7 protein-coding genes are annotated in these 12,091 nt (G+C 61.5%); 2 read left to right on the plus strand and 5 right to left on the minus strand.

Features of this window, described 5'->3' with window-relative positions; translation table 11 throughout:
* Nucleotides 1-255: 255 nt before the first annotated feature.
* The 5 genes from E0E29_RS02475 to E0E29_RS02500 all read right to left on the minus strand — a co-directional run bounded on the left by E0E29_RS02475 (nt 256) and on the right by E0E29_RS02500 (nt 9,374).
* Nucleotides 256-654: a hypothetical protein gene (locus E0E29_RS02475; protein WP_130848488.1), complete on the minus strand. Its 399-nt coding sequence runs from the start codon at nt 652-654 to the stop codon at nt 256-258.
* A 10-nt stretch (nt 655-664) separates the two neighbouring features.
* Nucleotides 665-961: a hypothetical protein gene (locus E0E29_RS02480; protein WP_130848489.1), complete on the minus strand. Its 297-nt coding sequence runs from the start codon at nt 959-961 to the stop codon at nt 665-667.
* Between the two features lie 4 nt (nt 962-965).
* Nucleotides 966-1,199 carry a phage holin gene (locus tag E0E29_RS02485; RefSeq protein ID WP_207303553.1) on the minus strand — a complete coding sequence of 78 codons (234 nt, stop codon included), beginning with the start codon at nt 1,197-1,199 and terminating at the stop codon, nt 966-968.
* Between the two features lie 79 nt (nt 1,200-1,278).
* On the minus strand, nt 1,279-3,843 hold the full coding sequence (locus tag E0E29_RS02490; RefSeq protein ID WP_165449764.1) for a hypothetical protein: 2,565 nt from the start codon (nt 3,841-3,843) through the stop codon (nt 1,279-1,281).
* A 1,898-nt stretch (nt 3,844-5,741) separates the two neighbouring features.
* The gene (locus E0E29_RS02500) at nt 5,742-9,374 is read right to left on the minus strand and encodes an acyl-CoA dehydratase activase (protein ID WP_207303554.1); all 3,633 of its coding nucleotides are present in this window, start codon (nt 9,372-9,374) and stop codon (nt 5,742-5,744) included.
* A gap of 204 nt (nt 9,375-9,578) precedes the next feature.
* Between E0E29_RS02500 and E0E29_RS02505 the strand changes: the two genes are divergently transcribed.
* Complete coding sequence (locus E0E29_RS02505) at nt 9,579-10,457, plus strand: LysR family transcriptional regulator (protein ID WP_130848493.1); 879 nt, start codon at nt 9,579-9,581, stop codon at nt 10,455-10,457.
* Nucleotides 10,458-10,664: 207 nt separating this feature from the next.
* On the plus strand, nt 10,665-12,077 hold the full coding sequence (locus tag E0E29_RS02510; RefSeq protein ID WP_242622346.1) for a serine hydrolase domain-containing protein: 1,413 nt from the start codon (nt 10,665-10,667) through the stop codon (nt 12,075-12,077).
* Nucleotides 12,078-12,091 lie beyond the last annotated feature (14 nt).

Consider the following 12,091-nt stretch of genomic DNA (forward strand, 5'->3'; position numbering starts at 1 on the left):
GTCCTTATCCTCCAGGTAGTGAAGGCGGAGGATGGTCTTGTCCTCCTCCGAGAGGGTCACCAGGTCCAAGAGCTCGTTGAAGTCCCGGACCAGGGAGATGTCCCGCAACTTCCGGCGAGTCTCGATGTGCTGGGACATCTCACAGCGGGCGTCCACAGGCGGGACATGCCTTTTTCCCGGACTTGGAGGTCCCGCCGTAAATGGTCCGCTTGGTGGTGGTCTTCTTCGTGGTGATGGTCTGAGTTGCCTTTGCCATCAGGTGCCCCCTCCGTTCTTTTCCGCGTTGTCGTTGTACTGCTCAAAGCTGCCGTTGTTGATGGTGGCGGTGTCCCCCTCTACGGTCTGGGTGGTAACGGTCTCAGTGGTGGAGATCTCCTCCACCACCACGCCCTCCTCCAGGATGCGGTGGATGGCGTCCAGCTCCCCCTGCTGGCGGTGGACCACCGACCCCAGGTAGAGGCAGCCCGCCAGACTCAGGGCGGCCAGCACCGCCGCTGCAGCCGCCACCGGTCGGAGCCGGTCAGCAGCGCGTGTGGCGGCGCGGATCTCCTCCCGGACGGTCTGCCACATCTTTACCAGAATACGGATGATGGCCCGGTAGGTGGTCAGGCCCGCGCCCTCCTCGCTCAGGATCTCATTCAGCTCGTCGTCCATGGGCCCCTCCTCACAAAAGCTGGGCCACCAGGAAGCCCACGGTCCCCGTGATGAAGCCCGTCACGACCAGGTCCCAGAGCCGGGAGGGCCGCCCTTTCAGGGAAGCCACGTCTCCGGCGATGTCGTCCAGCTTCTCCACGATGGTGTCCAGCCGGGTCCCGTTCACTGCCTGGTGCTGTTCCAGCTCTCGGATGCGCCGGAAGAACTCCTCGTGCCGCTGGCTGTTCTTCTGGGACTCCAGTTCAAAGTCGCCCTCCAGCCGCTTGACCCGCTCGTCCAGCTGGCAGGCGGAACAATCGTTGGGCATGGCGTCAGCCCCCTCTCATCACCTTGTCTGCCTCAATGGCCTTCTGGGTAAAGCTATTGTTCTTCCACCAGGCCGCCAGGGCCGCCGCAACGGTCCACGTTGTGGTCACCAGGGCGTTGATGGTCTCGTCATCGATGGGAATGACCTGGATGCCGGCCATGCTCAGACACTGGTTGAGCAGGGCCAGAAAGAGAATGATGGTGCGGGCGATAGTGCCCGCGCTGATGCTGTTTTTCATATGCGCCTCCTTATCGAACTCCTGCATATCGTTCCATCCACAGTCTATCAGAAACGTACTGCAAAGGGCAAATGCCCGCTTAATTCTGACCCTTGCTCATAAGATCCCAGAAGTCATCCGCCTGTGCCGCGCTCATTCCTGCATTCTGGAGCTGCTGCAGTTTGACCTCTTTGGTGATTCCCTTCCCCGTGGCAGCATAGATGGGGTAATAGGTCAGGTAGTCATCAATGCTCATGCCCCACTGCCGTATCCTTTCCCACCGGGCACGTCCGGCGTCCGAGAGCTCCAGTTGATAGAGCCGGTTCTTGTCCGCCGCAGAGAGTCCGCTCGACTCGATGGCAGCGATGATCTCCGCCTGATTGACGGAGTCGTCTCCGTTCCGGTCCCTATCCGCATCCGCATAGGTCAGCCAGGCGTCCACGGAAAGGCCGCTCTGGTAAGCCTCCCGGAGCTTGTCCCGACTCATGGCGGCTCCGTACTTAGAGCGGTAGGCCAGGTATTCGGCCTCGCTCAGGCCCAAGTCTGTGCCTGCCCGCTTTACCTCACCGACCCACTCCTCTGGCTGATAGCCGCTGTGGAGATCCGCCTTGGACACGGCGTCGGCATAGGTGTATACCATGTCCAGCGCCCTGGCCTTCTCTTCGTCCGTGAATCCCTGATAGACCCCGCTTTGGATGAGTTTGTCGGACAGATCATAGGCCGTTTGTCCACGCATGGTCGCGTATTTTACATACTGTTCTGCGCTTAGGTCGATATGATTTCCGTCCACGATGATGTACCGGTTTGCCCGGCTGGGTACCACCCCGCTTTCTCCGGTCTGGTCGTAGAGCCGCTGCACCTCCTCATCCACCGCCGTCACATTCCGCTGGTCGGTGTAGGCGGGGTTGAAAAGGTTTTGGATGGACCGGATGATGGGGTCTCCCGTCTCCTCCTGCCGCCCCCAGGCGTCCACATAGGGGATCTGCTGGTAGTCCCAGCCGGGGAGCCGGGCTGACGCCTTGCCAAGGGCGTACTGGGCATCCGTGGGGAGGGGGAGGTTCTTGTCGGTGTAGGTGGTCATGCGCACGTCCTCGCCGCTGCGCTCCAGCTGGCCGCCCAGGGTGGGGATGGCCTGGGTGAGGTAGGAGACGATGGAGGACCACAAAAGGCCGCTCAGCTTCTCGTTGCTGGCCGCGTAGGACACGTTGTCAATGAGGTCGTTGAGGGACTGGAGCATGGACATTTCCAACATCGGCTCGGAGATGGAGGAAAAAACGTTCGTGATGCTCTCCGCCGTCAGTCCGTTCTCACCCATGGAGTTCATGAGCTGCACGCCCATGAAGAAGGGCAGGGCCTCCGGGGCCAGCCAGTCCAGGGTGACCGACCCGCCGCCGGGGAGGTTGAGGGCGTAGGACTGCGCTCCCGTCAGGTCGTTCATGGCCTGCTGCTTCTCGTCGGGGTCGTCGCCGCCGGTGACGATGCCTTTGGAGGCCAGAAGGGCCCCCAGGGCCATCAGGGCGGAGCCGGTGAGACCGGCGGCGATATTGTCGATGGCCTGGGCCGCGCTCATCTCCCCACGCTTCACCTTTGCCAGGTCGTAGGTGAGGCCCTTTGCCAGCCCCAGGGGGCTGTACTCCACGCCTCGGACCAGGATGTTGGCCGGCGTCCGCTTGAAGGGCAGGACGGCCTCGCCCAGAGTGCCCAGAGACCGGGCGGTCCGCACCACCGCGTCGGAGAACTGGTTTTTATCGTTGAAGGTGGCCCTCTGCGCCTCCTGTCCGGCGTAGTCCCGGGCAGCGTTGAGCAGTGTTTGGTCCACCTGGCCGGACCGGAGCTGTTCAGCCGTGACGCCGTTCGCGTTGAGATAGCCGGACAGCGCCCCGGCGTAGGTAAGACGCTTGAAAAGCGTGTCCTCGGCGCTCAGCGCGGCGCTGTTTCCGCGTCTCGCTGCTTCCAGCGGCTTTGTCTTGAAGATCGTCCTCTTGTCATTGATGATGCTTTGCACGTCGTCGTACTTGCTGCCGCTCAGCACGTCCGCCACGTTGTTATAGTCCCTCCAGGCGGCGGCGTACAGCTCCGGGCTGGTGGCAAAGGACTTGGTGCGCTGAAGCTTGCCGCCGGAAGCGGCGCTCACGCCGGATTCGATGAGGGCGGCCACCCGGTCCTTCATGAATCGGACCGGCATAAAGCCGGCGCTGCCCGCCACGTTGCGGATGTGGGTCCTGGGATTGCACAGCATGGCCAGATACCGCCAGGCGTTCCACTTGTCCTTCCAGTTGGACGGCACCTGGTCGGCCACGTTCTGATAGATCTCCTCCAGCACCGCGTCCCGCCCGGCCTGGTCGGTCTGCTGCTCAAACTTGGTGATGAGGTCCGGGTCGATGGTGATTTCCTGCCCCTTCAGCGTTTTGGAAAGCGTTTTCTGGAGGTTATCCACCGCCTTCTGAGCGGCGTAGAGCTGATAGCTCGGGTCTAACTTCCGCAGGATGCTGGCTGCCTGGACGGCCTGTCCGGCGGCGGTCTCCATCTGGGCGTAGAGGGAGAGGAGCTCAGCGGTGGCCTTGCCGTCCCCGGCGTTGGCGGCGTTCACCAAAAGCTGCTGGCCCAGGGTGGCCAGGTCCTTGGAGACCACGCCCTTCTGGACCGCGTTGGAAAAGTCGCCCAAAGCCCGCTGGAAACCGTCNCTCCATAACGCCGTCCAGCAACCGAATGTATCCGTCATAGTCCCGGAATACCCCAGCGAACTGCGTCCGGGCGTTGTCCGGGTCGGCCTTATAATAGCCCCACACCAGGGCGTTGAGTTCATCATAGGCCACCAGGGCTTCTTCTGTTGTGAGGTCCAGTATATTCTTTCCGGGAAACCGGCTCTCCACCACAAGGTCAAGAATATCCTGTGTTCGTTCTCCGCGGTGGTCAAGCATCGGATACTCGTCGGCTAAGAGGCTTTGATAGGCTGGATTCCCCTGCTGCCGAATCGCGTGTACTGCCTCGTGATATCCGACGACATCGGCGAGTTCGGCGGGGATAGAATCCGAAATGTAGATTTTTCCCCCACTGGTCAGCGCCCAAGCTCTGGGCGCTCTGGCTTTTAGCGCAGAATCATCCACGGTAAATACTTCACGGATATACTGTCTGGCGTTCTGAGAGGCTCGCTCTGCCTGTTGGGACGGCGTGGCGACTATGTGGTCTCGTGCCCATCCTTCTGCTTGATGCCTTCCTCTACCTTCTTCCAGAACATCTCCCATTCTTCCTGGGTATGCTTCTTCGGCTCCTCCAGCTTTACCCCATACATCTGCTCCAGAAGTTCCTTGATGGGCGGAAGGGGCTTCTTCTCCTCGGCCATCGTTCATGTCTCCTCTCCGGTCAGGTTTGGTCCCATCATATCCCGTGGTGGCATCCCTGTCAACTGGTTCAGCTACCGGCAGTGCCACGGGCTGGTTCAGCCGCTCCCCGACGGCGTTGTAGGCCGAGCCGAAGCCGCCGAACACGCCGCCGGAGAGGGCCCCGCCCGCCGCCGCCTGGGCCAGCTCCGCAAGGGAGAACTCCGCCTCCGGGTCCTTGTATGCCTTGTCCACAAGGTAGTTGGCCAGGTAGGAAACCGACTCCTCCCCGGCCTCCGTCCCCGCCTGCCGCAGGATGTTCCGCAGGACACCCTTGCCCCCGGTCTTCATCGCGTCCAGCAGGGTATCCAGGGGGATCTTCTCGGTGGCCGCCTCGATTCCGCCGGAGATCAGGCCCCGGCTCAGCGCCTCGGAGGCGGGCATCCCCCGTTCGCCCAGCTCATACATCCTGTCGGCGGCGGAGATGGTCCCCATGGCCACAAGAGGAAGGGCCGGGTTGACGGCGGCCAGGGGCAGGAGGGCGGCATTCTGTCCGATGGAGAGTGCAGTTCCGCCCAGGAACCGGGGGACCCCCTCCAGGCCCTCCAATGCCTGCTCCCGGTATTCCCCCGCCCGCCGCATGAGCTGCATGCCGGCGGAATCCGGAGAGACTGCGGTGCTCATGGTGTCATGCAGCTTTTGGTTGAGGGCTTGCCGCTTCTGGTCCAGCGCCTTCCACTGGTCCTGGGAGCGGATGTAGGTGAGGGCGTCGCCCGTCCGTCCGGCCTCCAGCGCCCGAATCTGCTGGTTGACCTGGGTGATCTGGTCCAGCGCGCCGCTCTCCGCCCTCTCCCGCGTGTTCTTGTTGAGCTGGGAGAAAGTGTCCCCGATCACGGGCATGGCGGCGGCCCCCGTGCTCAAAATGCTCTGCGCGCCGCTTTTCAGCCGGTTCGTGCTCGTTTTGGCCGGCGTGAGCGTGCTCAGCTCGTTTTCGATCTCCCGGAGCCGCGCCCGGTTTTCCGCCGTCTTTTCCGGCGTATAGACCTTGTGGCTGTTGATGGCCGCCCGCTCCGTGATGAGGTCCTTCCGCTGCTGTTCTAGGCTTTTTTCAGGCAAAGGAGTAGCAATTCCGGTGTTTACAGTTCTGGTTGAAAAACTTTTTAAGTCTTTTTCTTGCTTTTTTGCCTGATTGTTTACACTGTTCCAATTTATAGCCATAATTGGTCTCCTTCAAATTAGGAGATTACGCATAAAGCCCATACTGAGAAAGGAGGCGTTTGGCAGTTTCCTCAGTAATACTTCCACGCTCATAATAAGACTGAATGATAGAAGCTGCTCTTCTGCTTGCTGTATTTAGATTCCCGGTATCTTGGATTTTGCTAAGCTCATTTTGCAGCGGAACAAGACCGGGATTTGCTGGATCATAAATTTTGTGCCCATAAATAGTCCACGCGTCGTCCGCACTTAAACCTCCGACGGCCTGCTGAGACTCCGGGCCCCAAAATCCATCTGCTGTCACTCCAATAGACGCCTGCATCCGTTTGATCTGGTCAGAGGTCAGAGACCCGTTATCGTACTGAGGAGCATAGGGCCTATTATTGGTAGGAGAATCAGAAGAATTTCTTCCCGTAGGGCTCACCGGTGCGGAATAGGTAGCAGCCTGTGCCGGCTGATACCCTGTTCCCATGTAATACTCATAGGCGCTGAGCACGTTGGGCGTAAGATTGCCGTTTTCAATGGCGTCCATCATTTGGGAATAAGACAAAACGGGTTCTGTGGATACCCTGGTGAGGTTGTTGATGTAGGACTGCGCGTCGCTTGCGGTGATGCCCATAGCGGCCAGCATTTCATCGCTGGGCATCACGCCCTGTTCCAGGAAAGAGGAGCCGTAAGAAGCCAAAGTTCCCGTTTTGTCCGCGTTGATAGAGTCTTGGTACTGCTGCTTTTGCATGTTAAGCTGCTGCTGTGCAAGCTGCTGCTGCTGGTCAAACTGATACCGCTGCATGTCAAGCTGAATTTGCTGGATTTCCTGCTGGCGCAGCGCCTCTTGTACCCGGACCTTTTCCTGATAAATAGCCTGGGCCTGAGCATAGTCGTTGTTTGCCATCGCCTGCGCGATGGCGTTGTTGTAGTCGGTCTCCGCCTGGGCCTTTTGCAGCTCGATGTTGGAGTAGAAGTTCGCCTCGTTTTGGTTGAGGTCGTTGAGGTTGTTTTGGAGGGTCACGTTGCGGGAGAGCTCCGCCTGTCCGCCCGCGCCGGAGTTGAGGCCGGAGGCGGCGGCAAACTCCGCAAAGTTCCGGGCCGCCAATTCGCTGGCTCCGGCCGCCTGGTTCCTGGCGTTTTGGTACTGGGCGTCGACGCCAACGGCGGACTGATCGATGGCGTTCACATTTTTGTCATAGGCGGATTTCAGTTGGCTAAGTGCCGCCTTCCGCTGGGCCTCATACATCTGCTGGATGTAGTCCGAGAAGTCCTCCGGCTGGCTGAGCTGATAGCCGCTGCCGTAGCCGCTGTAACCCTGAGACGTCATCACGTCTCCAGAGCCGCCGCCGCTTCCGTAATGGAACCCGCCGCCGTCATAATAGCCGATCTGATTTTTTACGTAGCTCAAATCTCCCTCGGCGGACTTCGCGGCCAAGCCGTAGTCGTTGCGAACCTGGTTCATGCCGTCGTTGGCTTCCCGCATGCCCTCCACGTCGCCGTTTTTCCGGGCCGTCTCATACTTCTGCTTGTAGTAGGCTTCCTTCTGGTAGTAGCCGCTGTCCAGGTCCCGGATGGGTTTGTCGCCATAGGGACCGTTGTACTTGGCCCCCTGGGGCTTGGATGGGTCATAACTTCCGCTGGAACTGCCACGGCTGCCGGAACTGCCAGAACTGGAAGGTCTGGAGGGGGATGTCACCCGGTTCCCACTGGAGCCGCTGGGTCTACGGTTGGCCGTGTTGGAGATGTCCTGAGAGGCATGCTGTTCCTTCTGCCCCTGCTGTTTTCGGATGGCGTTGGCGCCATCATTTGCGGCCTGCATCCCTGCCGAGTCTCCCCGCTTGCGGGCCTCTTCGTAGTCCTTCTTAATGAGGGCCATGCCGATGGCACCCATGAGACCGGGGTAGGGGGCCCGGAGGACCTCACGTCCGGTGTACTCCTCCATGGCACGGAGGACGGCGTCGTTTTCAAAGGTGCCGCCCTGGACCACGATCTTGTCCCCCAGGGAGTCCAGGTTGGAAAGGCGGATGACCTTGGTAAAGACGTTTTCGATGATGGAACGGCACAGGCCGGCCATGATGTCCTCGGCGCTGCGGTCGTTGCGCTGCTCGGTGATGATGCTGCTGTTCATGAACACGGTGCAGCGGCTGCCCAGCACCGCCGGGTGCCGGGAGGCGAAGGCGGCCTCCTCGATGCCCTTGGTGGGGATGCCCAGGGAGGAGGCGAAGTTCTCCAAAAAGGAGCCGCAGCCGGAGGAGCAGGCCTCATTGACCAGGATGTTGGTGATGATGCCCTTGTCCAGCCACATGGCCTTCATGTCCTGGCCGCCGATGTCCAGGATGAAGGTGGCGTCGGCCACGTACTTCTTGGCCGCCCGGGCGTGGGCCACCGTCTCCACCGTGTGGTATTCCGCCTGAAAGGCCTTGGCGAAGAGCATCTCACCGTAGCCGGTGGTGCCCGCCGCCAGGATATGTAAGGTGGCGCCCGCCTTGCGGTAGCGGTCCCGGATCTCGATGAGGGCCCGCTTGGCCACCTTCAGGGGCTCACCGGCGTTGGGGGCGTAGAAGGAGCCCAGCAGCTCCTCGTTGTCGTCCATGAGGACGAACTTGGTGGTGGTGCTCCCCGAGTCGATGCCCAGGTAGGCCCACACCTCCTCCCCGGCCTGGGGCTCCTTCCAGACTAGGGGGCGCTTCCGATTGCGCTCCTCGAAGGCCCGCCGCTCCTCTGCCGTGGCAAAGAAGGGCCTGGCCTCCCGGGGCTGGTCCTCCGGGGCCCGGAACTGTCCGCTTTTGAGCTGCTCCAGCAGCTGGGCGGGCGCCCATGCCTCGGCTCGGTCCCGGAACATGGTGTCCACACACACCGCCGCCCCGCAGGCCACCATGAGCTCGGGGTGGGGCGGGATGAGGACCTCCTCTTTCGACAGGCCCAGCCGCTGGGCAAAGACCCGTACCAGAGCGGGGTTAAAGGTGAGGGGACCGCCCTCAAAGACCACGGGGCGGGTGATCTCCAGGCCCTGGGCCAGGCCGTCGATGGTCTGCTTGGCGATGGCGTGGAAGGCGGAGAGGGCCAGGTCGGATTTGGCAACCCCCTGGTTGAGGAGGGGCTGGATGTCGGTCTTGGCGTAGACGCCGCACCGGCCGGAGATGTCGTAGACGCAGGTGCCCCGCTCCGCCAGGGCGTTGAACTCCTGGACGGGCACCTTCAGCAGGGAGGCGATCTCGTCGATGAAGGCCCCGGTGCCGCCGGCACAGCTGCCGTTCATGCGCATATCGGCCACGGTGAGGGCGCCGGTGTTGGGATCGGTCTGGAAGAAGATCATCTTGGCGTCCTGGCCGCCCAGCTCAATGGCACAGCCCACCTTCTCATACCGGCGCTTCAGGGCGGCGGCGTTGGCCGCCACCTCCTGGGCGAAGGGAATACCCAGGCCCTCGGCGATGGGCTTGGCCCCCGACCCGGTCAGACAGAAGCGGAAGGTCTCACCGGGGAACCGCCGCTCCAGCTCCTCCATCACCCGGATGACGCTCTGGACCTGGTCGGCGTGGTGCCGCCGGTAGTCGGAATATAAAATGTCTCCCTTCTCCGGGTCCAGGACTGCGATCTTGGTGGTGGTGGAACCGATGTCGATCCCCGCGGCCAGCTCGCGCCCGGAGGTCTTTTCCTGCATGCTAGCTGTCATGGCTTCCTTCGTTCTTTCTCTAAAAATTCACGGTGACGCCGGGGACGATGCCCGGCGGCCCGTTTTTGCCCCATTTTTCCGCCTGTTTCGGAAAATGGCGGCCTAACATTCCATCTTAAGTATTAAAACATGTTTATATTGAAATAGAAGTGAAAAAATGGTATTATTGATGAGAAAAATGCATGAATAAGGGGGTGACTGTGCTTGAATGTACAACAGTTGGAGAGCTTCATCCAGGTGGCGGAGCATTTGAACTTCGCCCGGGCGTCGGAGGCCCTGAACATCACCCAGTCCGCCGTCTCCCGGCAGATCCGCTCTCTGGAGGAGGAGCTGGACGCCAAGCTCTTCCGCCGGACCACCCGGACGGTCTCCCTCACCTCCGACGGGGCCATCTTCCTGGAGCACGCCAAGCAGATCCTGGGCCAGCTGAAGATCGCCACCGCCAAGCTCCGGCACCATACCAACGCCCGGGTCCAGCCCCTGACCATCGGCTGCGAGAGCGAGACCGACCTGGACTTCCTCTGCGGCATCCTGGACCGGTGCCGGGAGGAGATCCCCGCCTTCCACCCCTTCCTCAAGGTCATCCCCCACCACTCCCTCCTCAACCTCTTCTTCCAGCACGAGGTTCAGGTCCTGCTGGGCTTCCGGGAGAACCTGCCGGTCAGGGAGGAGCTGATGTTCCGGGAGCTGGGAAAGATCCCGCTTTGCTGCGTCCTGCCCAGGACCCATCCCTACGCGGGCCGGGCGGAGATCGGTGAGGAGGCGCTCTACGATCAGAACCTCATCCTCTGCAATTCCTACACCGTTCCTTCCAAGGTGATGGAGGTCCAGAACCGGGTGGTCCAGCACATCTCACCCGAGCGAATCCACGCCAGCGACAATCCGCGGGCGGTCCTCACCCTGGTCCGGGCGGGGTACGGCTGCTCCATCCTGCCCATACCGTCCTTCTATGACGGTGCGGTCGCCTGCGTCCCCATCCAAAACGTGCCGCCCCTCTCCTACGGCATGATTTTCCAAAGGGATTCCTCTGATCCCGGCCTGAGGCGTTTTCTGGACATCACGCTGCGTGCCGCCGGAACCTGAGGGAGGGAAAACGGAAAAAACCGGAATATGCGCACTTGACAGCCATCCTTTGATGAAGTAAACTAGGAAAGCGAAGGCGCCGCGATCTGGGAGGTTGCGACGCCTTTTTTGCATATAGCATACGCATTGCACGACCCGGCGTGTCGTCCTCGGACGGGCGCCGGCCAGCGAAATCAAGCGCCAGAGGTGATGAAAGTGGAGCGAAATGTGAAAGAACTGGAAGCCCGCCTGGAGGAGCGGTTCCGAAAGCGGGGCTACCCCGGCATGTCGGTGTGCATCCGGGGGCCGGAGGGAATCCTCTATGAGAAGGGCTTCGGGTACCGGAGCATAGAGCACCGAAAGCCGGTGGACGCCGACACGGTGTTCGGCATCGCCTCCATGAGCAAGTCCATGACGGCGCTGGCCTGCTGTATCTTGCAGGCGGAGGGGAAGATGAGCCTGGAGGACCCGGTGGTGAACTATTTCCCTGACTTCCATATCCCCGGCGCGCCGGACGAGTGCGTCACGGTGCGGACCCTGGCCATGCACCGTTCCGGTCTGCCCCCCATGGAGCCCCTGGAGTGGTCCATTGCCATGAACAGCAAGGAGCGGGACACCCACTGGTACCGGGAGATGGTGCGCACCGCCCCCAACAAGATGGACCGCATCGAGCAGATCGTGGACTACATCTCGGCCGGCAACTATGAGCCGGTGGGAGCGCCAGGGGAGTACATGAGCTATTCCAACGAGGGCTACGCCGTCCTCTCCTATATCGTGGACCAGGCCGCGGGCATCACCCTGGAGGAATTTTTGAAAAAGCGGATCTTCGAGCCCCTGGGCATGACCCGGACGGTGCTGGATGTGGACTGCTCTGAGGCCCGGGCCATGGCCGGGGACAACATCACCAGCCTCTTCGAGCGGGACGACGACGGCAAGCTGATATGGGACGACAACTGGTCCATTCTGCCCCCCTTCCGGGGCTGTGCCTGCGTGAAGTCCACCGCCAAGGATATGACCCGCTATTACCAGATGCTCTCCAACGGCGGCGTGTGGGAGGGAAAACAGGTCATCCCCGCCGAGGCGGTGGAGCTGATGATCGGGAAAGCCTTCCCCCTGCGGAAAAAGTATTACTACTGCATGGGACTGGAGAAGAGCCTCATAGGCGGCAAAATGGTGTGCCAGCACTCCGGCGGCCTCCACGGCGTGTCCACCCAGGGCGGACTCATGGAGGGCGGTTACAGTGTGGCCGTCCTGTGCAACGAGGGCGACGTGGATGTGGAGGAGTTCCAGTGGATCTGCTACAACTACATCCTGGGCCTTCCCCTGGAGACGGAGCACTACTGGGCGGTCCCCAACGGGGGGACCTTCAGCCGGCCGGAGATGCTGGTGGGCGACTATCTGGCCCGGGAGGGGCTGCCCGCCCACTGCGTGGTGGAGTGGAAGGACGGCGCCCTGAGCGGTACTTATCAGGATAAGCCGGTGCTGCTGCGCTGGTGCGGACAGAACATTTTTGTCGCCGTGGACGCCAAAAATCCGGAAAAGCGGGTGACCACCCTGCGGTTCTACACCCGGAACGGCTCTGCCTGGGGCGTGAAGTGCGGCTCCCGAATCTATCAGCGGGTCGCAGACGCCCGGCCATAGGACCTGTGAGGAGG

Origin of the sequence: Intestinimonas timonensis, assembly GCF_900626145.1 — a bacterium.
Classification (GTDB): domain Bacteria; phylum Bacillota; class Clostridia; order Oscillospirales; family Oscillospiraceae; genus Intestinimonas; species Intestinimonas aquisgranensis.

Excerpts from the sequence above, each read along its gene's own strand:
- E0E29_RS02475 (WP_130848488.1), bottom strand. The coding sequence starts at position 654 with ATGGACGACGAGCTGAATGAGATCCTGAGCGAGGAGGGCGCGGGCCTG.
- E0E29_RS02480 (WP_130848489.1), bottom strand. The coding sequence starts at position 961 with ATGCCCAACGATTGTTCCGCCTGCCAGCTGGACGAGCGGGTCAAGCGG.
- E0E29_RS02485 (WP_207303553.1), bottom strand. The coding sequence starts at position 1,199 with ATGAAAAACAGCATCAGCGCGGGCACTATCGCCCGCACCATCATTCTC.
- E0E29_RS02500 (WP_207303554.1), bottom strand. The coding sequence starts at position 9,374 with ATGACAGCTAGCATGCAGGAAAAGACCTCCGGGCGCGAGCTGGCCGCG.